The organism is Paenibacillus sp. J2R1T-4, from assembly GCF_059692235.1.
On record NZ_JCAUBA010000011.1, the window covers coordinates 180,529 to 203,816 of the forward strand.

At 47.6% G+C, this 23,288-nt stretch carries 22 protein-coding genes; 5 read left to right on the forward strand and 17 right to left on the reverse strand.

Annotation, left to right across the window (positions count from 1 at the left end):
* Positions 1 to 8: 8 nt before the first annotated feature.
* A complete protein-coding gene (locus AC58QD_RS19215; RefSeq protein ID WP_497336200.1) occupies positions 9 to 2,306 on the forward strand; it encodes an ATP-binding protein in 2,298 nt (765 codons plus the stop codon).
* Here the strand turns inward: AC58QD_RS19215 and AC58QD_RS19220 are convergent.
* From AC58QD_RS19220 to AC58QD_RS19265, 10 genes are all read right to left on the reverse strand, one after another.
* Positions 2,266 to 3,219: an ABC transporter permease gene (locus AC58QD_RS19220; protein WP_497336202.1), complete on the reverse strand. Its 954-nt coding sequence runs from the start codon at positions 3,217 to 3,219 to the stop codon at positions 2,266 to 2,268. The genes AC58QD_RS19215 and AC58QD_RS19220 overlap by 41 nt on opposite strands.
* 4 nt (positions 3,220 to 3,223) lie before the next feature.
* Positions 3,224 to 4,279 (reverse strand): ABC transporter permease, encoded by a 1,056-nt coding sequence (locus AC58QD_RS19225; RefSeq protein WP_497336204.1) that lies wholly within the window; start codon positions 4,277 to 4,279, stop codon positions 3,224 to 3,226.
* Entirely contained in the window at positions 4,276 to 5,802 is a 1,527-nt protein-coding gene (locus tag AC58QD_RS19230) for an ABC transporter ATP-binding protein (RefSeq protein ID WP_497336206.1), read from the reverse strand. The genes AC58QD_RS19225 and AC58QD_RS19230 overlap by 4 nt, the downstream gene beginning before the upstream one ends.
* 74 nt (positions 5,803 to 5,876) lie before the next feature.
* On the reverse strand, positions 5,877 to 6,968 hold the full coding sequence (locus tag AC58QD_RS19235; RefSeq protein WP_497336208.1) for a BMP family lipoprotein: 1,092 nt from the start codon (positions 6,966 to 6,968) through the stop codon (positions 5,877 to 5,879).
* Positions 6,969 to 7,277: 309 nt separating this feature from the next.
* On the reverse strand, positions 7,278 to 8,423 hold the full coding sequence (locus tag AC58QD_RS19240) for an ABC transporter permease (protein ID WP_497336210.1): 1,146 nt from the start codon (positions 8,421 to 8,423) through the stop codon (positions 7,278 to 7,280).
* 1 nt (position 8,424) lies between these two features.
* Entirely contained in the window at positions 8,425 to 9,546 is a 1,122-nt protein-coding gene (locus AC58QD_RS19245; RefSeq protein WP_497336212.1) for an ABC transporter permease, read from the reverse strand.
* A gap of 29 nt (positions 9,547 to 9,575) precedes the next feature.
* Entirely contained in the window at positions 9,576 to 10,511 is a 936-nt protein-coding gene (locus tag AC58QD_RS19250; protein ID WP_497336214.1) for an ABC transporter ATP-binding protein, read from the reverse strand.
* A gap of 124 nt (positions 10,512 to 10,635) precedes the next feature.
* Positions 10,636 to 11,745, reverse strand: coding sequence for a sensor histidine kinase (locus AC58QD_RS19255; RefSeq protein ID WP_497336216.1), 1,110 nt, complete (start codon positions 11,743 to 11,745; stop codon positions 10,636 to 10,638).
* A gap of 10 nt (positions 11,746 to 11,755) precedes the next feature.
* Positions 11,756 to 12,445 (reverse strand): response regulator transcription factor, encoded by a 690-nt coding sequence (locus AC58QD_RS19260; protein ID WP_497336218.1) that lies wholly within the window; start codon positions 12,443 to 12,445, stop codon positions 11,756 to 11,758.
* Positions 12,429 to 13,052 carry a TVP38/TMEM64 family protein gene (locus tag AC58QD_RS19265; protein WP_497336220.1) on the reverse strand — a complete coding sequence of 208 codons (624 nt, stop codon included), beginning with the start codon at positions 13,050 to 13,052 and terminating at the stop codon, positions 12,429 to 12,431. Before AC58QD_RS19265 ends, AC58QD_RS19260 begins: the two co-directional genes overlap by 17 nt.
* A 261-nt stretch (positions 13,053 to 13,313) precedes the next feature.
* Between AC58QD_RS19265 and AC58QD_RS19270 the strand changes: the two genes are divergently transcribed.
* From AC58QD_RS19270 to AC58QD_RS19280, 3 genes are all read left to right on the forward strand, one after another.
* Positions 13,314 to 14,345 (forward strand): agmatine deiminase family protein, encoded by a 1,032-nt coding sequence (locus tag AC58QD_RS19270; RefSeq protein WP_497336222.1) that lies wholly within the window; start codon positions 13,314 to 13,316, stop codon positions 14,343 to 14,345.
* 50 nt (positions 14,346 to 14,395) lie between these two features.
* The gene (gene aguB, locus AC58QD_RS19275) at positions 14,396 to 15,271 is read left to right on the forward strand and encodes an N-carbamoylputrescine amidase (RefSeq protein WP_497336224.1); all 876 of its coding nucleotides are present in this window, start codon (positions 14,396 to 14,398) and stop codon (positions 15,269 to 15,271) included.
* A 170-nt stretch (positions 15,272 to 15,441) separates the two neighbouring features.
* On the forward strand, positions 15,442 to 16,146 hold the full coding sequence (locus tag AC58QD_RS19280) for a copper homeostasis protein CutC (RefSeq protein WP_497336226.1): 705 nt from the start codon (positions 15,442 to 15,444) through the stop codon (positions 16,144 to 16,146).
* 9 nt (positions 16,147 to 16,155) lie between these two features.
* On the opposite strand, the gene AC58QD_RS19285 is transcribed toward AC58QD_RS19280, so the two are convergent.
* Positions 16,156 to 16,947, reverse strand: a complete 792-nt coding sequence (locus AC58QD_RS19285) for a lipase family protein (RefSeq protein WP_497336228.1) — start codon at positions 16,945 to 16,947, stop codon at positions 16,156 to 16,158.
* Between the two features lie 89 nt (positions 16,948 to 17,036).
* Here AC58QD_RS19285 and AC58QD_RS19290 point away from each other — a divergent pair, with 89 nt between their 5' ends.
* Positions 17,037 to 17,693 carry a Crp/Fnr family transcriptional regulator gene (locus AC58QD_RS19290; RefSeq protein WP_497336230.1) on the forward strand — a complete coding sequence of 219 codons (657 nt, stop codon included), beginning with the start codon at positions 17,037 to 17,039 and terminating at the stop codon, positions 17,691 to 17,693.
* Positions 17,694 to 17,702: 9 nt separating this feature from the next.
* Here the strand turns inward: AC58QD_RS19290 and AC58QD_RS19295 are convergent, their stop codons facing one another.
* The 6 genes from AC58QD_RS19295 to AC58QD_RS19320 all read right to left on the reverse strand — a co-directional run bounded on the left by AC58QD_RS19295 (position 17,703) and on the right by AC58QD_RS19320 (position 23,199).
* On the reverse strand, positions 17,703 to 18,470 hold the full coding sequence (locus AC58QD_RS19295; RefSeq protein WP_497336232.1) for a sugar phosphate isomerase/epimerase family protein: 768 nt from the start codon (positions 18,468 to 18,470) through the stop codon (positions 17,703 to 17,705).
* 23 nt (positions 18,471 to 18,493) lie between these two features.
* Positions 18,494 to 19,345, reverse strand: a complete 852-nt coding sequence (locus AC58QD_RS19300; protein WP_497336234.1) for an AAC(3) family N-acetyltransferase — start codon at positions 19,343 to 19,345, stop codon at positions 18,494 to 18,496.
* Positions 19,329 to 20,039 (reverse strand): cyclase family protein, encoded by a 711-nt coding sequence (locus AC58QD_RS19305; protein WP_497336236.1) that lies wholly within the window; start codon positions 20,037 to 20,039, stop codon positions 19,329 to 19,331. The genes AC58QD_RS19300 and AC58QD_RS19305 overlap by 17 nt, the downstream gene beginning before the upstream one ends.
* A gap of 238 nt (positions 20,040 to 20,277) precedes the next feature.
* Positions 20,278 to 21,276, reverse strand: coding sequence for a Med9 domain-containing protein (locus AC58QD_RS19310; RefSeq protein ID WP_497336238.1), 999 nt, complete (start codon positions 21,274 to 21,276; stop codon positions 20,278 to 20,280).
* Positions 21,277 to 21,443: 167 nt separating this feature from the next.
* Positions 21,444 to 21,710 carry a zinc ribbon domain-containing protein gene (locus AC58QD_RS19315; protein ID WP_497336240.1) on the reverse strand — a complete coding sequence of 89 codons (267 nt, stop codon included), beginning with the start codon at positions 21,708 to 21,710 and terminating at the stop codon, positions 21,444 to 21,446.
* A gap of 28 nt (positions 21,711 to 21,738) precedes the next feature.
* Positions 21,739 to 23,199, reverse strand: coding sequence for a CAP-associated domain-containing protein (locus tag AC58QD_RS19320; RefSeq protein WP_497336242.1), 1,461 nt, complete (start codon positions 23,197 to 23,199; stop codon positions 21,739 to 21,741).
* Positions 23,200 to 23,288: the final 89 nt, after the last annotated feature.

A 23,288-nucleotide genomic window follows, 5' to 3' on the forward strand; every position in this document is an offset into this window, starting at 1 on the left:
GCACGGCTGTGTCCATTAAAGCCAAACTATCAATATCTATCTCTTTAATTGTAACTATTATACTGTCATTGAATATATGGATTAACTATATTTCCTCCAGTGATGATCTGGAGCAGAGCGCCGAGCAGCAGATGAATGCTATCTCCATGCAGGTCGGAGCCACCGTGGAGGCTAATCAGTATGCCAAGAAACTATTGGAGGATTCACTTGGCGAGAAACTGAGATTTGCCGCTATAGCTGCTCAAACCCAATTGGACCCAGACATCGACAAGGTGACGAATGAGCAGTTAGTCGCTCTGAGCACCAAGCTTGGAGTGGACCATATCACCTTGTGGAGGAGAGTCGAGGGCGATATTATAGTTCAGAAGTCGTCCGACCCCAAGGAAATAAACCTGAGCTCCAAAACCTGGCAATACTGGTTCACGGCGTTTAACCAGCTCTTCGATAACCAGAATGTTACGATTCCCGAAGGTCAGAAGCTTCCCCATTATTGGTCGGGGCCGATTGACTATGCCACCTCAGATCCTACCCAAATTAAGAAGTGGGGCAATTACCACGACGGAACGACCAATTACATGATCAATCCATTCGTCAACGCCAAGGTCTATATCGACTATGAGAGGTTTCTAGGCACGGAAGCTCTCGTGAACAAGATCCTTAAAGATAATCCTAATATTCTGGAGATCACTGGATTTAACCCTCAATTTCTCGGAAAAGAACCCAGTATTGACTTGAAGCACGGGATTCCTGTCTATAACTTGGACTTCCGAGACATCATTGTCGGGCAATACCGCTACAAGGATCCGGTCAATGATATTATTAAGGTTCAGGAAGCCATTAAGACGGGAAAGATGACTACCTCCTCTGCTAATATTCAGGACAAGCATATTATGAAAACCTTTGTCCCTACATTAGTTACCGATCCCTATGTGATCGGAGTGAGCTTTGACCGAGCATCCATTCATGAAACATTGGTGAACCAACTCATCGTACAATCCGTTATATCTATCGGACTCATTCTTCTCACTCTATTCAGCAGCTATTGGATAGCCGGTTTCATGATGCGCTCCCTCAATCAAATCATAAGTAAAGTCGATCAGATGGCGGCAGGGAACTTTGGCGCTGTCATCGCGATTAACACCAAGGATGAGCTGGGGCTGTTAGCTTCCCGTGTTAACGATATGGCAAGCAACTTGCACTCCAACATGACAGATTTGAAGAATACGGCTGAAGAATTAAGGAGCACAAAAGAATATTTGGAATCGTTCTTCAACCACACTTCCGATGCGATTCACGTATGTGATATGGACGGTCTTGCTATTCAGGTCAATCCAGCCTTTGCCTCCATCTACGGTTGGAATGAACAGGAAGCGATTGGTAAATTGGTTCCTGAAATCAAAGAAGATCGCCATTCCGATTTCTTTGAAGTTATGAATCATGTATTACAGGGTAAAGCCGTAGCTGACTACGAAACTTTGTGTGTAACCAAAGACAGGCGCATCCTCGACATAAGCATGACCATCTCACCCATTCGCAATGAAGAAAGTGAGATTGTAGCCATTGCCTGTATCTCCCGCAACATTACGGAGAGGAAACAGACAGAGGAGGGATTGCGCCGTTCGGAGAAACTCTCTCTAGTTGGCCAACTGGCCGCTGGAGTGGCGCATGAAATACGGAATCCGCTAACCACTCTGCGAGGCTTCGTTCAATTGCAACAAAAAAAGGGGGACAATGCCCCCTTCTATCTCGATATTATGTTATCGGAGCTTGATCGGATCAACTTCATTGTAAGTGAGTTCCTCGTGCTAGCAAAGCCTCAAATCAATAAGTTCCAACCAGTCGATGTAAGTGAGCTGCTGCAGGAGTTGTTGTTGCTGCTCGATACACAGGCTAGTCTGAACAATATCCAGATCGAGACGAAGCTTGCAGTCGCTCCCCCTCTAATTACGTGTGAAGCCAATCAGTTAAAGCAGGTATTCACCAACGTGATTAAGAATGGGATGGAAGCGATGACGAGCGGCGGAACCCTTACCGTCGAAGTAGAGGTCGTCCCCTCGGATTGCCTCATCATCCGTATCACGGACCAAGGCTGCGGAATTCCGCAGGAGGAGCTTAAGCGGTTAGGCGAGCCTTTCTTCACCACGAAGGAGAACGGAAACGGCCTGGGTATTATGGTTAGCCAACAAATCATTGCCAATCATAAAGGCAGCATGCGCATCACAAGCGAATTAGAGATCGGAACTTGTGTAGAGATCAAGCTTCCGCTCAACGCTTCCCTGAATCGAACGGCTCTCCCGCCGCTTTAGGCGCATTGGAGGACTTGGAGAATACTACAAGCGCGATCAGCGTTACTACGTACGGGAATACTTTCAGAATAACAGGTGGAAACACGGCAAGCGATGGAATGACCTGAGATACGTTCGCTACCGTGCTTGCGAATCCGAAGAATGCGGTCGCGGCTAATATGCCGAGCGGCTTCCATTGCCCGAAGATTAGCGAGGCTAACGCCAGGAAACCTAGTCCAGCAACCGTTCCGGTAAATTCGCCGGCGTAGGTTACGATAATGATCGCCCCTCCGAGTCCTGAGAAGGCTCCTGAGATCAAGACACCGATGTAACGCATTCTCTTCACATTGATCCCTGCTGCTTCTGCCGCATGCGGGTGTTCCCCGCAAGCTCGCAAGCGCAATCCAAACCGGGTCTTATAGAGCACGAATACGCTAACGAGCAATAGAATCAGAACCAACCAAGTCGTTGGATAAGTCTTCGTGAACAATAAGGGTCCCAGAACTGGAATATCCGACAGCAGACGGAAATCATCCGGAATAAAAACATTGGTAATCCGTATGTTCCCGCTGCCTGTAATGTTTCTGGCCAGGAATATAGTCAGAGCGCCAGCAACCAGGTTAATGGCCGTACCGCTTATGATCTGATTGGCGCTTAGGCTAATACTGGCAAAGGCGTGCAGAAGCGAGAATAACGCACCAGCCAGCATCGCAATGAGCAAACCTATCCATAGGGCAAACACGCTGCCAGGCCAGGTTTCCTGAAGCTTGAATATGACGAATGCCCCGGCAAATGCCCCTACAACCATAAGTCCTTCCAGTCCAATATTGACAACACCGCTTCGTTCACTGAACAAGGCGCCTAATGCAGTTATGAGCAGAGGGATTGTAAACACGATTGCATAAGGGAAAATTTGTTGAAGTGTGAGCCACATAGCCTCATTCCACCTGCCTTCCGTTTGCAGAACGGCGTTTCCAATATTTCCGGGTTAGACGCTCTATCAGAATACTGGTAGCTGCAAAATAAATGATAATAGCGATGATCGTATCCGCAATCTCAGGCGGAATCTCGGTCATAGCATTCATAAAGCCCCGTCCTGAATATAACAGGCCGAAGAAGATGGCAGAGAGCAATACACCTATAGGTGTATTGGCCCCAAGCAAGGCAACGGCAATCCCGTCGAAGCCTTGAGTAGGCATGATCCCAATTTGGATGTTATAGGCATTCCCTGCATATTGGGCCACTCCAGCAAGACCTGCTAATGCGCCGGAAATAAGCATCGACACCACAATCCCGCGATTTACCGCGATTCCCGCGTACTCAGCAGCATGACGATTGAATCCAACCGCTTTCAGTTCAAAGCCTAATGTGGTTTTGTTTATAATGAAAGCTACCACTATGACGGCTATTACCGCCAGGAAAAGTCCAAGATTCAGATAAGACCCGCCGAATAAATCGGATAAGAAGGGCATCCGGAGCGACGCTGTTTCCGGCAACAGCCTTGACTCTGTTTCAAGAGACTGTCCTTTGAAATAGGCGGGTATAGCGTAATAAATCGTCCAGTAAGCAATCCAGTTCATCATAATGGTGGACACTACCTCATGGACGTTAAATTTTGCCTTGAGCAGACCAGGAATGAAGGCCCACAAAGCCCCGCCCAACATCCCGGCAGCAACCATAGTCAACAATAACAGGAACCTTGGCAGGTCCAGGCTCAAGCCTACAGCTGTTGCACAGAATCCGCCGAATAACATTTGCCCCGCTGCTCCAATATTGAATAAACCCGTCCTGAATGCGAACGCAACCGATAATCCTGTGAAGATCAAGGGGGTTGCAGTTGCTAAAGTATTGCCGATTCTCTCCGGACTCTTAAGCCCTCCTTCCACCAAATACTGATACCCGGTGAATGGATTATGGCCTGTAATCGCCATCAGAATAGCGCCGGCGATCAGCCCCAATACAACGGCCATTAAGGAGATGACTCCATTCCTCATGCCTCTTCCCCCCTTTTCACACCGGCCATCATGAGTCCAATCTTCTGTTCAGTCGCTTCGGATGCTTGCACAACCCCTACGAGTTCTCCGCCGTTCATAACCGCTATTCGATCCGATAAAGCCAGCACCTCATCGAGCTCCAGAGACACGAGCAAGACTGCTTTTCCCTTGTCTCGGTGCTCCACCAGACGTTTATGAATGTACTCAATGGAACCTACATCAAGCCCGCGAGTAGGCTGTACTGCTATAAGTAAAGTCGGGTTCTGCTCCACTTCCCGTCCTATTATCGCCTTTTGCTGATTGCCCCCAGACAGCGTTCTGGCAGCTGATGAAGCTCCTTGTCCAGATCTCACATCAAAGCTCTTGATGATTTGATCGGCATGGGTTCGGATAGCCTGCTTGTTCAGCAAACCATATTTGGAGAACGGCGGTCGGTTATATACCTCGAGCACCAAATTCTCTTCCAGGGTGTAGTCGAGAACCAATCCCCGTTTGTGCCGATCTTCCGGTATATGGCCGATCCCTCTCTCCAATCTTTTGCGTGTGGCCAAGCCCGTTATTTCTTCACCCTGGAACACAATGCTCCCTGATTCTGTCTTCCTAAGTCCGGTTAAACCTTCAATTAACTCTGTTTGTCCATTCCCATCAACGCCAGCAATAGCAACAATCTCGCCCGTTCTTACTTCCAACGAAAAGTTGTTAAGCGCCATCACTTTCTTGTTGTTCTTGATGGACAAGTTGTTGATCTTAAGTACTACTTCACCCGGATGACTAGCTTGCTTGTCCACCTTGAAGGAGACATGCCGCCCGACCATCATTTCCGCCATAGCATCTTCACTGGTCTCTGCTACTTCTACCGTGCCTATCGTCTTCCCTCGACGAATAACCGTACAGCGATTAGCCACTGCCTTAATTTCTTTGAGCTTGTGTGTGATCAAGATAATGGACTTACCTTCAGCAATCAGATTGCCCATAATATTCTGCAGATCAATGATTTCTTGAGGGGTCAAGACAGCCGTAGGCTCATCGAATATGAGAACCTCTGCATCTCGATATAGCATTTTGAGAATTTCAACACGCTGCTGCATGCCAACCGATATTTCGTCTATTCTGGCATCAGGATCTACATTCAAGCCGTACCGCTTAGATAATTGCCTGATTCTAGTGCTTGCTGTATCGGTATCTAACAACAACCCCCATCGACGGGGCTCACTTCCAAGCACAATGTTCTCAGTGACGGTGAAGTCACCGACAAGCTTAAAATGCTGATGAACCATCCCGATCCCCAGCCTATTCGCCACGTTCGGATTCGCGATCCGCGTTTCCTGGCCATTCACTACAATCGTCCCACGGTCCGGCTGATACATGCCGAAGAGCATCCCCATGAGAGTAGACTTTCCCGCCCCATTCTCACCTAGCAGAGCATGGATCTCTCCGCGCTTCAATGTAAGCGTAATGTCATCATTAGCGACAATACCTGGGAACTCTTTTCGAATATTGTGCATTTCAACAACATAATCCATACCTTCAACCTTCCCTTCTATGGAAGTAAAAAAAGACGGAGCCAAGCTCCGCCTTTTTCGGTTATCCAATTCGACTATTTAATCAGGCTTCCTTTTTCTCCGGCAACCTTAATCTCTCCCGCTTTAAGCTTCTTCGAGACTTCATCAACCTTCTTAACCGTGTCTTCGCTTAAGTTAGGATTCTTCTCAGGTATGCCTATGCCGTCATTCTTGGAGTCGAATGTTAATGTTTTACCACCTGGGAATTTACCGTCTTTCTCTGCAACGACCATATCATAAGCTGCATGATCGATTTTCTTCATTGCCGATGTCAAGACAACGGATTTGTCGCCAGAGTAAACTCCGTCTTTGTATTGATCCACGTCTACCCCTACGATCCAAGCTTTCTTACCAGCCTGCACACGAGTCTTAGCTTCATTGATTGCTCCTACACCTACGCCGCCTGCAGCAGCGAAGATTACGTTAACGCCGCGGTCGAACATCTGTGCTGCCAATTGGCCGCCTGCCGCCACGTTATCGAAGGAACCTTGGTATACCACGTTCTCAGGTTTGATTGTGATCTTTGTGCTCAAGTTCTTGTTCGCATAGTCAACGCCTTGCTGGAAGCCCCAGTTAAATTTCTGTACCGCTGGAATTTCCATACCGCCGATGAAGCCTGCTTGTCCTTCTTTAATTTGCAAGGCAGTTGCTACACCTGCAAGGAATCCGGATTCATGCTCTGCAAAGAAGATGGACACTGTGTTCTCTTTCACAACCGCTTTGAAGTCTCCAGCATTCGGAGCACCATCGATGATAACGAACTTGGCATCTTTATATTTGTCCTGCGCTTTGAAGATAGCAGTTTCGAATTTGTAGCCTGGTGTTACGATAAATTTGTAGCCTGCATCGTACAGATTCCCGATTTCTTTGGTGTAATCCGCTTCTGTAGTACCGCTTGGCTTCAAATACTTGTTCTCCAGCTTCAGTTCCTTGGTTGCTTTCAGGACGCCTTCCCAAGTGCCTTGGTTGAACGACTTGTCGTCGATTGTACCCGCATCGGTTACCATTCCGACTTTGAACTTGGCTGCCCCGCCAGTACCGCCTGATGTGTTGTCCTTACTACCGCATCCTGCCAACATCGACAATACTAATGCTGATACCGTTAATGCAATAATCCCCTTTTTCACTACGACAAGCACCCCCTGATTGATTAGAAAAAAGCTTGTACCTCTGTATAAGATCCATACTAAATATATTCGCAAAATCTGTTAATTTCAACTAATATTTGTGTCATTATTCATAACTCGGTTTATGATTCCCTTTCATGGAAGGATTATACGAATTTGCACCCCTGGAGACGGATGACAGCAGTATTGCAGCTGCTTCCAAGCCCATTCCTAATATAGTAACCGCGCCAGACATAAAAGAAACACTTTTGTACTTAACCCCCAACTTCAAAAGCGCCGTTACTCACATAACGGCGCTCTACAGGAGCTCTACACAAAGCTTCTCGTATCATTATTCCGCCCGAACCTATAGATGGCGATCAGGAAGAAGGCAAGCGCAAAAGCACCCAAAATCAGCAGATTCACATACAGACTTCCTAGTGTTTTCCCTTCCATCAGCTCGGTAATCGTTACCAGGAGCCAGTGCTGCGGTAGAAATCCAGAAATCTTCTTGACCATGTCCGGCATAATCTCAACTGGAAAGAAACAGCCGGCAAGCAGGCAGGTCGGGGTGATAATAATATTCTGGATGGCTCCGGCAGCTGCCGAGCTGCTCGCGAATGCGGTAATGGATAAGGAGAGTCCAATCGCAACGAGAGCAAACATCATCATGATCAGGAACATATAGCCGACCGGTACACCGATATCCATCTGGAATATGACTTTCATGAAGAATAAAGTCATGATGATCTGCATCGTCATGATCATCAGGTTAACAATCACATTGGAGCCCACATACTGCCTGGCTGAGATTGGCGTAGATAATAGGCGAAGGTACGTACGGTTTTCCTTTTCCTTCGTAATCATCTCGGATAGGTTAACCGCCGAGAACAGCATGAACATGATCAGGAATCCAATGGTCTGATAAGTGATATAGTTATTTTTGGTAGCATCTGTTGTTGGGATCGAGTTCAGTTTAAAGGTGGACTGCTTGTAATTCGAGTACATTTGGTTGAACGCGTTCGAATCGCCCTTGGAAGCTTTGCTAATCGCCGCAACATTGTCGACATAGTTATACAGCATGGCTTTCACATAGGCCGTCACTTCAGCGCCCTTGATGGAAACGATTCGAATATGCCCTGGCTGTCCTTCCTGAACACTACGGGAGAATCCGCTTTCGAATACGATTGCACTATCCAGTCTCCCGGCCGCAATACGCGCTTCCATCTCAGAGCCTTCGATCGTTGTAACCGCAACATGATCCAGCCCCTCAATAAATTGAATCGTATCCGCTGCAATCATCTGATCGTCGTTGTTCACGATCCCGATCCTTAACTGGCTTTCATCAGCATTCCCGTACAACAACAGAGAGACCAGAATTCCGATAATAGGCAGCCCGAAATAGGCGAACAAATTCCTTTTTTTCTTGAAGGTCACATTCAAAGTATTTCTAACGAGCCATAATGTATTTTTCATCTTATAGCCCCTCCCTTCTGTGCAGCGACAGGCGGGTTAGCAGCAGGAACAAGGCCGCGAGCCCTACATTTAAACACACAACCGGTATGGCCGCCGACAGATCATTCTCATAAATAACGCGGGTAAGAGCTTGATTCACCCAACGAAGCGGCGAGAGATTCGTAACAAGGGAGGCTATCCCTTCCGTATCGCCAATGTAAAAGTAAGTACCGCCCAGGAAGGAAGACACCTGCACGACAATCATCAAGATCATACTGGCATGGACTCCCGTGGAAATATAGCTAACGACTAATCCGAAGCTGATGGCTAGCAGCATTTCGGTCAACAATACAAGGATAACGATCCCCATATGCTCTCCCCAATAGGCATGAAACACATATTTGCTGAATGCTACCACGATCAGAACACCAAGGAATTGAATGGCCAGGGAGCCAAGTATTTTACCTACGAACAGTTCACTTTTACTAATGGGAGACGCAAGCAATCGGTCCGCTGTCTTACGGTTGCGTTCCCCTCGGAGCAAGGAGCTGGCGGGCATTGCCGCATACATAGCAATCATCGTGGTCATCACAAGGGCGTAATAGTCCATTGAGCCTGGTTTCTTGTCAGCCTGCAAGGAAGATTCTTGAATATAACCGTTAGCCGACGGAGGCGTTCCAACAACCTCATCCAACAGCCTCGGATCTGCCTTCACCACTTCCACCGCAACATTGTATTTGCCTACAAATGCATGAAGCATCCCTTCCACAATGCTGCTTTCCACTGTGTTTCTCCCGCTTCCGTATAGATCAATCCCGCTATCCTTAAGCTCCACATAAGCCGTGTAATGATTCTGCTCCACTTCCTTCGCTCCGTCTACATCTCCAGCAGCCTTGGTGAATTGGATGCCGGAACCCGCTACCTCCTTGGTGAACGACTCGAATTGTTGGGTTACTACCCCTTTGCTCATATCCTTGTATAACACTTGCACTTCATCCAATCGAATCTCATTCTTGAACACATTCGATAGTGCCGTACCCAGGATCAACATAAGAACAATCGGAAAGGCCAGCATGAATATCAATGTCCTTGAGTCTCGCATTACACTTTTAATTTCTTTGAGAGCTATATTCCAAGTATTCAAGGTTGTTGTATCTCCTTTCTTGATGCAGCTTAATCACGCAAGTGTCGCCCGGTCAATGTCAAGAATACGGTCTCCAGATTAGGGGCTTGCTCCTCTACAGATCGAATTTCAATCTCGTGGGCGATCAGATGTTGGATGAGTTTATTCAAGTTGTTAACTTCTATGTCCGAGCTAATCTTGATCAGATTCTCCTCTATCGCCACCGTTCTAACCCCGGGAATAGCTTTTAGTTTATCGGCATTCACGGACTCCGTTGACTTCACTTCCAGCCATACTTCCTTTGTATCGGTGATGATCGCTTTCAGCTGCTCCTTGGTGCCTTCAGCGATGATTTTTCCATGGTCCACAATGGCGATTCGGGTGCAGATCTCCTCCACCTCTTCCATGTAGTGGCTTGTGTAAATGATTGTGCTGCCCATTTCATTAAGCTTGCGAACGGATTGAAGGATGTAGTTTCTGGAGTGAGGATCGATCCCTACGGTAGGTTCGTCCATAATAATCAGCTTAGGTCGGTGCGCGATCGCACAAGCTATGTTCAGCCTTCTTTTCATCCCGCCTGAGAAATTCGCCGGAAAGCTCTTATGTTTATCCCCTAGTCCAACAAAGTCTAGAGCCTCCACAACACGATCATGCAGATCTGCCCCTCTTATTCCATACAAACCTGCAAAAAATCGTACATTTTCATAGGCTGTTAAATTCTCATAGATGGCTATGTCCTGCGGGACGATCCCTATGTTGCTTTTGGCAAATTTGCTATGCCTTACAATGTTCTTGCCCAAGATCAGGATTTCGCCTTCATGAATGCGCAGCAACCCGGCGATCATATTAATCGTAGTGCTCTTCCCAGCCCCGTTCGCCCCAAGAAACCCGAATATTTCGCCCTCAGCTATAGTTAAGGACATATTGTCCACTGCTATGAAATCATCAAACTTTCTTGTTAACTTCTTGATTTCCAACACGTTCATGGTCTCACCTCGTAATAGGATTATGATGTAAGTATAAAGAAAAGAGATGACTCTGAGTCAGTGCAGAAGTTCATCTCTTTCCCATGAGAATATTCACATTTTGATGATGAGAGAGGTCATTCCCTCACCCAACCTGAATCGGGATCAGCATCGTGACAGAGAAGCCTTGAGTACCGTCTATAATAATAGTCCCATGAATGGAGGCGGTCCGCTCTTCCATCCCGATGATGCCTAACCCTTTTTTGATCTTCTGCGTTCCCTTCCCATCATCCTTCACTTCCACTTTGACAAACTTATTCAACACATGAATATCGATGGATATATTCCGAGCTGCCGAATACTTCATCGCATTTGTTATAGCTTCTGTCGTATTCTCCTGAATAATGGTCCATTGCAACGGTGTGATAACCTCAAGATCGCCTCTGTAGACAAGGGAAGGTTGGATCTGATGTCTGGCTGCCAAATCATCCACGAGCAGTTTCATTCGGTTAATCCCTAGCTGCTCCATCGGCGGCTTGAGGTCTTTGAGGGTCAGTCGAATGCTTTCAATGCCTTCTTTGGAAATCTGAATCGCATTCTGTAATAGAAGGGCTGCCTTCTCCTCATCGGATCGCATTAATCGCTTGGAGGCTTCCATCTGGATTAACGCACCTGTCATAGAATGGCCGATCTGATCATGAATCGCTTGGGACAATCGATTCCGTTCTTCCAGCTTAATCGTATACTCCGACTGCTTCATGTAAGCATGATTCTCATTCAGACTCTTCGTTGCCTGCTGCATATCCAGACGCATTTTCGTAAGCACTTCTTCCAAATGCTGCAATCGGTCCGAGTATCGCTTGTTCATGGTGTGGATGATGAAGGCCAGGATGGTGATTAACCCGTATAGAGTACGAATTTCTGTCTCGATCCATATAGTCGGAGCAAGGGCTAGGATGGCGATTAACCAGGGCTTTTGTATGTAGGATGCCGTTACTTCGTACAAGCTTATGGGAATCAATAGGATAAATAACGGATGGATCTGGGCATAGAACACAACCGTCGTCAAGATCGAGGACACTCCTAGCAAGTGCTTCACTACAGGCTTCTTGACTAAATAAATGGCGATATTAAGACTGAAATAAACAAGGGTGGCCAATACCAACCAAGGGAGCGCCGTTTCACTTGTTACAATATAGCTAACCGCAATGAAAATGATGGCTGCCAGCTTCGTAAGAATGATCCATATTTCCATAATCGATCCCTCAAAATTCCACTTTCCCTGTCAAATAAGAAATCGCGATCTGGGTTCTATGCTCGAGCCCTGTTTTGCCCAAGATGGACGTAATGTAGTTCGCTACTGTACCTTCGGAGATGAATAAGTGCTTCGAAATCTCTTTGTTGGAAAGCCCCTTGGAGATAAGCGACATAACCGCTTGCTCCCTCTCGGTGAACATGCTGAGGTCCAGCTTCGAATCGGCTGCCTTCTCTTCCGTCAGGCTGGATTTGAGCTTCTCTAGAACTACATCCTGCAGCACATTATTACCATTATGAACGCTGACAAGCGCATCGCGGATTCGCTCCGGTTCATTGTTTTTAAGCAGATACCCTCTTGCTCCGTTTTTGATCGCACTCAGAATATATTCATCCTCATCGAAGGTCGTCAGAATGAGCGGCTTCGTTCGGGTCTGTTCAGCTATGAGCCTGGTCGCTTCCACTCCGTTCATATTAGGCATGCGTATGTCCAAGAGGGCCACGTCTACTTGATGCTGAAGACAATAGTCGACTGCCTGTTGACCGTCATCCACAGTGGCTAACACTTCGAATTCTTCGAAGGTGCTTAGAATTATTCGCATGCCTTCCCGGATAAAAGAATTATCGTCGGCAATGATAACTTTGATTTTCACTTTGGTGTGCTTCCTTTCCTTCTGGCCTATTTCAAATTCCTTTTTCATGCTGTTCGGGAGGGTTCGTTCTGGTGTAACGCGCTTCGATCTGCTTGCTGATGATTAAGGAGAGCGCGAGAAACAACACCACGTATATTAGCAAGAATGGTTGCTCTATAAATCGCGATAAATCATGACCAATGTAAGAAACCGAGAGAACCATGATTGCTTTTCCGCACAAGACCGCTATTAGAAAAGATCGGATCCGCATCCGCGCCAGCCCAGCAGCCATGTTAATTACCACGAAAGGACCAACCGGGAACATGCTGAGCAGGAATACATAGCTGAATGCATTTCTCTTAACCCACCGCATGCTTTTCTGCACTTTAGGCTTCTGCGCCCAGCGCAATAGATAAGGATGACCCGCTATCCGCCGCACGATGAGAAAAGTTACCATACATCCGCTCACTATCCCGATCCAGGAATAGAGAAAACCTAACCATAAACCATATACAGCCGCATTCACTCCCACAATGAGCAGAGTAGGCAGCGGAGGGATGAATGATTTCATAAACGTTAATAATAGGCCTGGAATGGGCCCGAAGGACCGGTATTGCTCTAGCAAATTCCGCAGGTTCTCCTCCGTGATATTGGACAGGATGTCCGCTACATTCATGGTTGCCATACACCTACACTTTACTTGGATGTTCTTGATCATCTTCCTATACCCGTTGCAAGTCTCACATGCTTTACTAGCATATCACAAGAAGTACTCGACCGTAACATTTTGCCCAACCGGTATTCGGTAGTGGATAGCCTCCGGATCCTTATGTGAGGGGCCCCATATTGAGACAGGCTGTTATTTGTTATATGATGTGTAAGTACATGCCTTGAGTTGGATCCAATCAAAATGAACTAATAAAGTGAGATGAATGCCATGTATCCAAAAGACTTGAACTATTCCATGCCCCCCGAGTGGGCAACGCATACACGCACCTTCCTGTCCTGGCCGGTCCAGTCCTCTATGGTTTATCCTGATGATTACGAAGCTGTATGCCAAGGTTATGCCGAGATCGCGAAGGCGATTGCCGAGTTTGAACTAGTCACCATAATCGTTAACCCTGAGGATGCCGAATACGTTGGAAGCTTCTTCGCAGATTCACCCCAAATTGAACGGTTACCGATTCCCCACAACGACGCCTGGTTCCGGGATAATGGACCCACCTTCGTAGTGGATGATAAGGGTGTTATTGCCGGAGTTAACTGGCGGTTCAATGCCTGGGGCGGCAAGTACGCTCCTTGGGATCTCGACGATGACGTCGCCCCGCAGCTGCTGGAGCAATTCGGAGTACGCCGATTCGATGCTCCCCTTGTTATGGAGGGCGGATCGATTCATGTCGATGGAGAAGGCACGCTGCTTACAACCGAGGAGTGTCTGCTTAACCCGAACCGCAATCCAGACATGATGCGTGAGCAGATTGAGGAACACCTTAAGAATTATTTGAACATAAGCAAAGTGATTTGGCTGAAGCAAGGCTTAAGCGGAGACGAAACCGATGGCCACGTAGATAATGTAGCTTGCTTCGCTGCTCCGGGTAAAATTATTGTTCAGGTGTGCGATGATCCTGAAGATGACAATTATGCGATTACCCAAGAGAACCTGCGCATTCTCGGTGAGGCTACGGATGCGCAAGGCAGGAAGCTCACAATTATTCCAATCCAACAGCCGCCGATCGCCAGCTATGAAGATAACCGGTTAACACTCAGCTACCTCAACTTCTATTTCGTGAACGACGGGATTGTTCTACCTGTGTTCGGGGGGGCGGCCGAAGAGGCGGATCAGTTGGCCGAGAAAGTGTTAAGTGAGACGTTCCCAGACCGACGTATCCGTAAAGTGAATGGCATGGCTATCATCCGCGAGGGCGGAAATGTACACTGTACAACTCAACAAATGCCTTCTGGGAAGTAATTGCAGTGACTGTACGTTGTTGTTATTCTGTATAGAAAAGAGGGATTACCTTGCGCATGGTGAAAGTGGCGGCTACTCAAATGAGCTGCTCGACCAATATCGAGGAAAACATAAGCAAAGCGGAAGCGCTCGTCAGAAGCGCAGCCTCTCAAGGCGCGCAAATCATACAATTGCAAGAGCTGTTCGAGACTCCCTACTTCTGCCAGAAAGAGAAGTCGGATTATTATGTATACGCAGCGGAAATGGAACACAACAAAGCGGTGAACCATTTCCGCTCCATTGCCAAGGAGCTGAATGTTGTGTTACCGATCAGCTTCTATGAGAAGAAGAACTATGCTCGTTACAACTCCCTTGCTGTTATTGATGCTGATGGGTCCGTGCTCGGCAAATATCGCAAGAGTCATATTCCAGACGGTCCCGGCTATGAGGAGAAATTTTATTTCAATCCCGGGGACACGGGATTCAAGGTATGGAATACCCGCTACGCCAAGATAGGAGTAGGCGTGTGTTGGGATCAGTGGTACCCGGAGGCAGCCAGATGTATGGCGCTCATGGGCGCTGAGCTGCTCTTTTACCCTACCGCTATCGGCTCAGAGCCGCAAGACGGAGGGATTGATTCCAAGGATCACTGGCAAATGTGTATGCGCGGCCATGCGGCTTCGAACCTGATACCGGTCATTGCCTCTAATCGTGTTGGTGTTGAAGAGGATGAGGAATCCAAGATCACCTTCTACGGGTCCTCGTTCATTGCCGGTCCACAAGGGAACATGGTGGCAGAGGCCGGCCGATCAGAGGAAACGGTATTGATCGCCGAATTCGACCTTGATCAATTAGAAGTCGGACGGATCGAATGGGGTATATTCCGCGATCGTCGACCGGATCTGTACAAGATCATTACCTCCTATGACGGCGAAACCTTAATCTAATACACAAGAAGGGGTGGGAATAATTTCGCACCCCTTCATTATTTATTTAGGTCTTTTATACTACTATGACTTACTTTTTCAACTATTTTCCACTATAATTAACAACATGGATAGGTCAAAATATTCATTTTTGGCTTGTCCATCCATCACAAACACTGCGGAGGATTAATATGATTCTGGAAGTCATCGCCACGTCTGTATCGGATGCCATCATTGCTGAACGGAACGGGGCTCATCGAATTGAGCTGATCTCCGGCATCTGCGAAGGCGGGGTTACCCCGAGCTACGGTCTGATCGAACAGGTGGTTTCTGCTGTCAGTATCCCCGTACATGTAATGGTGCGTCCTCATGCGAATACATTTTGTTACGACGCTTACGATGTAGAGGCTATGCTGTCGGATATCGGAACGATCCGCGGACTGCAGGCGGCAGGTATTGTACTTGGTCCCCTGACCCGCGACAATCAAATCGACGAAGCAACCTTGAAGAAGCTGCTTGACGTCAGTGACGGGCTATCGGTTACATTTCACAGAGCATTTGATGAAATTGCGGATCAACTGGAAGCCCTGCGAAGGCTGAGCGCTTACCCTGAAATCTCACGAATCCTCACATCAGGGGGACAACCCAGTGTGCTGCAAGCTATTGCCCGCATCCAAGAGCTCAGAGAAGCCTCTAATGGAACGTCCATCTGCGTATTAGCAGGCGGGGGAATCACATTGGATACGCTTGATGCATTCCTTACGGCAACTGGCATCGAAGAGATCCATATGGGAACCGGGGTCCGGCGTGATTGTAATCCACTCGGTCCGCTTGATCCTGAGCGCGTGCGCGCGGCTGCAGCAATTTTGAGCAGTCATTGTGGGAGCAACTCATAATCTCAACTTTTAGGGACAATAACCAACATTCTTCTTACACATATTCTCTGTATACATCGGATCTAATCGAGACAAGGCTTGAAAATAGTCTTCGATTTTGTGGTTATCGGCAACAGAACCGTTCTTGAATTGCAGCTCGTAATCCTGCTTGACATGCATATAGTAGAAATATTGATCTTCTCGAGGTTGTTTGTAGACGATGGGCGGCAAGTGTGTAACCAGGTCGTATTTGTTAGCTATTCGGTGACTGCAAGCAATCTTGGCTGAATAAGCTTTGGCGAATGTGGGATCGCCTACTCTTGGAGAGCCGTACGTGTACACACAAGGGTTCTTGAACTTCGTGTTCTCGGCCAAATCCATGGCGCATAAAGTGGCAAGTGCTCCACCGAGGCTATGCCCCGTTACGTAGAGGATCTTCCGCTCTGACAATTTCTTCATAACTGACTGAATAGTAGAGCGCACCGAATAATAAATCTGTGTGAACCCGTAATGGGTCCAACCAGAATTAGGCACACACTTGAACTTCTCCTGACGTGCAAGAGCGTTGGAGGCCCAATCTGCGGTCGAGCTCGTACCGCGGAAAGCAACGATGATCTGCTCCTTGGACTCGAGAATAAACCCGAACCACTCCGAGACACCGTCAAAAGAAAGTGCCTTAAAGGATAAGGCAACTTTATATCCAGCAGGAACCAGGAATTCCCCATTCGGATTATCGAATTGACAATAAGCTTGCCCACATACGGCCGCAAGGAATATAGCGGTTTGAATATCAAATTTAGTATCTGAAGCTTGTGCTGGCACTTGAATTGCCCCCCGTCGTTCTTCACCCTACAGCTTATGAAGAAACAGACGGCCATGTTCCTAATACTACTTGCCTTCAGGAGGCCCTTATGATTGATTTACTTCGCGGAATCTCGCTATTCTCCAACCTAGATCATTTTCAGCTGCAAAGTGTTGCGAATAAGTGTACAACGCGCACCTACAAGCCTGGAACCATTCTTTTTCGTGAGAACGAAGAGGGTACGGTCTTCTATCTGGTCCTCTCAGGTGCTGTTAAGATTTACACCTCGAATAGTCAGGGTGAAGACAAGATTATGTCCATTCTCACAGCGGGCGATAGTTTTGGAGAGCTCGCTTTACTCGATGGCAAACCAAGATCAGCCACAGCTCAAGCGATCGAAGAGACAACGGTCATCTCTTTATTTGCGCGCAATTTTCAGATCTTGTTGAAGGAGCATTTCGATTTAAATCTCAGTATTCTCAAACAATTGAGCCTAAGGCTCCGTGAGACGAACCAGCAGGTTCATGACCTCACATACATGGATGCCAAGCAAAGAGTTGTGAAGAACCTGGTCAAGCTCGCTAATGATCACGGCAATCGGGTAGGGACATTCGTTCATGTCAAGATTAATCTCAATTACGATGAGTTATCCCAGTTGGCCGGCGTTTCCAAACCTCTCGTCTTCCAAGTACTGGCTGAACTGCAAACGAAGCGAATCTTAACGGTTTCGGGCAATCGATATCGACTGGATTTGAGCCAGCTGTAGGAAATCCATTCATAGCTCCTTCAGCATTTTTTTGAATTGTTCCATAGTTCTTCTATACTGAGCAACATCCGTCTGTCCCAGATACGGTGTAAAGGAGAAGTACCCGTTGAAGGATCGCTTAAGAAGGATCGACGCCATCTCCTTAAGCTCCGCATTCCCTTCCCCGGGCAGAACGGCTGAGCCGTCACCGAATAAGCCATCCTGGACGCGTAGAAAACATATCTCGTCTTTCAGCTTGCTATTATAAAAGGAATGAAAAAAAGGATGTGCCTTCCTTCTGACGAACTCTAGCGGATTAAAAATGATTCCCGTTTGCTCTGTCTTGATAGGCTTGTAAACCTCGGTTAGCTGACGGTCATCGGACAAAATCGAAGCCGTTTTATTCTCGATTACAAGCTTGATGCCCGTGCTTTGTGCTATAGGAAGTAAGTCTCTGATGCTATCGATCAGAGTTGCAATTCCCTCTTCGCTACCTCCTTCAGATGCTTGCACTTTGATACTCTCTACATTCAGCATGTAAGCTTTGGTGAACAATCGCTTATAATATTCAGAATCGGAAGCAGGTTTGCTGCCGCTAAGGAGCACAATTTTTTTATGATTATCGATGAGTAGATGCCTGCATGCCTCTAACTGTTCGCCATTCATCTGAGAAATGGATGCGCCTTCAGGACCATCCTCGATCTCCATATTCGTGATTAACAGCTCATTGCACACTTGGATCTTATTCTCCAAGCTGGTCGATACTGAATCGTCTACCAAGAGACTGAAATTATACATATGACCGTCACCTTATTCTATAGTTATTCTATTACGCATATTTCACAGGTAGGATCCGAGCAGCCCATTCCCTGGTGGCGCGAGGAATCAGTCCGGTCTTGCGAATAAAGCAGCCTGGACCATTGGCAGAAATTGCAATGCAGATTATGGCAAATGAAGAATAAGGGATCGCTCCGAAGCAGCTCCAGCCCAATGTCGAATAACCGCTGTACCTCCATTACCTTAACAACGGCATTCCCCATTCTCCCTTCCACCAGAGCGTCCCGTTTGCGCAGCTCCGGTGTAAAGCGGAGAAAATCTCTATGTCCAGGCGGGAACTTCTTCAATGTGAACGTCTTTTGCTCGTACCCATCGATATAGGTAGGTGCAGGAATGTCCAAGGTTAGAAGATAACGGGCATCAATCTCCTCTTCGAGACAATGCATGATCGTATTTCGGTCCATATCTACGCCGAGCAGCATGACCTTGCCGCCCATATCCTTGATTTTGTAGTAAGGGGAGCCGAGTCCACATCCCGTTGTGCATAGGTCATGGCCAGATGTAATCCATTCCGCATGCTTCCCCACGGCCGCAACCGAATGGACGGGATGCAGACTTCGATGAGCATCGCTTCGCAAGCGGAAAATTTCCGATATTTTGCCTACAGCAGAAGGAGTTCGACCTGCATCAAAAGGCTCCGCCCACATCGTCAGGGTAGACATCACGATCGTTCCTTCTTCTCCGACTGCCTCCAGAAGAGCCTCGACTACTGCAGCCGCGCCTCCTTCCACATAACCCATACTGGTCAGAGAGCTATGCACAAGGACAAGATCGCCCCTCCCTACGCCCATAAATGCCAAGTCTGCGAGCATACTGGTCTTATTCACCCTGTGCATTTGCGATTGCCTCCTGTTCAACAACTACTATTGCACGGCAAGGAACCGCGCTCGTACCCGCGATACGCAGCGGAAGTGCTGTAAGCCGGGCATTCACTTCTTGAATCTTCTCCAGGTTCACACAAGGGGCCAGCATAAGAATGTCGGCTTCATAAAAATCGTTGAAGAATCCTTCCGAGCTCTTGGGATTATCCCATCGCGGGAAGTCCGTGCCCAATAGACAGGGCTTCTTGGCGATAAGCCACTGCATAGCATCATAGGTAAAGTGAGGGGAATGCTCCAGATAACATGCATCCATCCAATGCTTGCCCCATCCAGTCGCTACCAGAATAGCTCTGCCTTCCGTGATGCTCTGGCTCCCCGAACAAGCTTCCAACTGATTTACATCAATCGGATGACTGGGTCCTGTGATTGAGAACGTATTCTCTTCGAGCTTCAGAATGGTGCAAGGAAGCTGGAATAGACGCTCCACGGGAATATCCGCTACTAGCTCCCCATGTTCATTACCAAAGTAGTGGGCAGGCGTCTCCAGATAAGTGCCCGTTTGCGAGTGCATCCCTTCGAACACCTCGCAATACACATCCACATCTACCCACGGTACTTTATCTAAGGGTCTTATATGAAATGCAGGAAAGGGCGCTGCGTAATTCCACATTCCGTCTTGGATCACTCCGGTAATATCAATAATTCTCATGCGATAGCCCCCAAGCTACAGTATTCAATCGATTGGATGGTATCATTATACTCGAACATAATCAATATATCGAACATGATTTTGTCTGATCAAAAAAATTGCAGCAACTGCTTGAACTCAATAAGCAAGCTCGAGAGCCTCCGTAATAAAAGAAGAACCTAGTTACGATGATCGGGGAGATCATCGCGCTAGGTTCTATTGGTATTTGAATCCTAGTTGATAGGATTCTATTCACAAATCATTGCGGTCTGTCCGTATGCATCATCTGCGACACTTCTCGCATGATTGCCTCTATATCCAATGCCGCAGCACGAAGATCTACTTGACGACCAGCACGCAGCGATGCCTCCACCTGTTCGACGATCAAATTCTTCTTCTGCAGGATCTCGTTGAGGTCGGCTCCCTGAACGGGAGGCTGTCCCCCATCGAACTGCAGCTGCCATTGCTGCTCAGCTTTCTTCACGCGTTCAAGCATCTGCATAAAAAGGGATATATTCTTACCATGCTCTTCCGTTCTCTTCTGCAAGGCATCTATGGATCGACCAAGCTTGGCTAGCTCAGGCTCTGCTTGCAAAGAATCAAATGCCGTAAGCTTATCTAACTGGCTGACTGTCAGGGTTGTTTGCTCCAACTGCTCCTTCAACACATCTAACGGGAAGCCAGTCTGCATCACTAGCTGGTTAATCAACTCGGTCACTGCCTTTAACTGATTGTCCAGCTGTCGCATCTGTTGATTCGCCTTCTTCACGGATTGTCCGATGCTCGACATATCCTGAAGATAGCGTTGCACACGATGGCGCAAATCCTCAGCCTCATGCACCAACAACTTGGCGTGATGTAAGGGCTCCAATAATGAAAAGAATGCGGGTCGATTGGCATTTAGCTTACCAGCTAGCTGTTGGGATTGTTGATGAAGGGCAAGAGCAGATTCTTGCATATGGCGCAATCTTCCTTCTGTCTCTCCCTCCGCTAATCCTAAATCCAGATCACGGAACGTATCCGTTGAAACTAATACCCCGCTCAGTTGAGCGGCTGTCTCCTGCTGTAATTGCGTTGCTTGCTTCAATAGTCGGGTTGTGTGGGAATGCTTGGCCTTAAGCACGAAGAATAGGATTACCAGCAATATAACGAGCACAGCGACCAGTAGAGGAATGAAATTAGCAAATACAAAAGAAAACAAAGCAGCGAAAAAAATAGGCACAACCGATTCAAGCTGGGATTCGATTAGATCCTCCATATGTCGGCCTCCTTGTAACTGTAATAATACAGTACGTTTCCCCAGGTGTTTGGTTTCGTTGCAACGAGGCTGACAGCAGGGATAAGGGATAAAAAAAACCATCCGCATGACACAAACGTCACGGGATGGCTTCTCCTTACCCTTGCTTCTTACCTCACTCGCACCACTTAATGCCTCCACCGCTCCAGCTTAGGGATGTTTCTCGTGAACAACCCGGTTAGAAACTTCGGGAAACCGAATTCCACCAGTTTCTGCTTCACGCGCTCCTTCATCTGATCGGCCGTCAGGTCGGGAAGCACGAAGCTTCCCGCCTCGTAGCAGTGGCTGCAGTACTTGCCGCTCTTCGAGCCGTCTGCTTCTGTGCCTCCGCCCTTCTCATCACGCGCTAACGGCATTCCACAGCTTTGGCAATTCTTGTACGTTGCCCCACTCATCTTTCATCCCTCTTCCAATAATAGTGTCCTATGGTGTGAAGAAATTTTGCGTATAGTAGATTTTCATCGTTCCACCAAAATAAACACCTACACCAAGCTGCGTAGTTTCCCCCAGGACGTTCAGGCGATGCCCCAAGGAGTTCATCCATCCGCTATGCGCGAATATCGCGCTAGTCTGCCCTGCTGCAATGTTCTCAGCTGCCCTGGTGAACTTGATTCCGTCATCCTTCATGCGGTCGAATGGGCTTTTCCCTGACAAATTCTCATGGTCAAAATACTTATTATTCGCCATGTCTTCGCTATGTTTACGTGCTGTCCCTGCAACTGCATCGTTCCAATTGAATACCTTCTTGCCGAATTTCAAGCGGGATACGTTGGCCAGATCAAACGATTGTCTCTCATAGGCATCGCGTAGAGCATCACTTGGCGCACCATAATATCCGGCCTTCCCGTCTTCCACTTGCTTCTTGATCACAAGCAGTGCTGCCGCCTTCTTACTATCGTGAGCATCCAAGAATATCGTAACATAGTTGCCGTCTAAAAGGTAAGTGGGCTCATTCTCTACTTCCTCCAATTGAAACCGAATATTCCCTTTAAGCATATCTCTCAACTGGGTTCCATAGGCCGCTTTGACTTGAACGCTAGTACTGCCTACCCTAATATCCTTGTCCGTAGACCAGTTAGCAGCATTCGAATATATAGCTACGACTTCCCCATCTAGTATTCCGATCTGAGCATAATTATTATAATCTGCGTTATAAATATACCAATGGAAGGCATACTCGCTCGCATCGACTCTTTGCGGCTGACCTAAGCGGAGCGTAACCGAGCTCTCCGTATCTCCAATCGCAACACCGCGCACCGCAAAAGCTGGTTGCGTCGGACTGACGACGGGATCCCCTGGAGGAGCGGCCATCAGCGTTAAGCGCTTGTCGACCAGATTGCGGATCAGCTGCAGAGATTCTGCCCGCGTCAGTGTATCATACTTGCCGAATCCATCGACAGTAGCTGCCGTTTTGCCCTGGACCAGCTTATGCTGCAGCAGGAATGAGATGGATTCATCCACCTTCAACTGCTGTCCTTGTGTAGCGGCAATAAGCCTTGCAACTTCCCCGCGCTGATAATATTCGTTGGCCCTTGACAGCTCGACTGGCCAGTTTTGCCCGGAAGCGTATTGAAAGTAGGCTCCGTACCAAGGAGTAAGCGTCTCTACGTATCCGCTATTCATCAATGCGAAAGTCCGCAATAGCATAGCGAGAAATTCAGCTTCGGTTACTACCTGATCCGGGTGAAATCCCCCATCCTCATAACCGTTCACAAGCTTCAGGGAAACTCCCCAGTTCACTGTATCCGCAGCCCAATGGCCGCGTGTATCATAAAAGTCTGCCTTAGCAGGCTCAGGCACAACGAGCAGCATCGCCACACTCAAAGAAATAACCAATAAACCCGTTACTAGCCTATTCCAAAGGTTCTTATAATTCGTCATCATGCCAGTCCACCTCCATCTATGTCCTATTGTGTAAATTCCACATAGAGAGGCGGGATTCCTGTACACTTCACACAATGTATCATTGAACG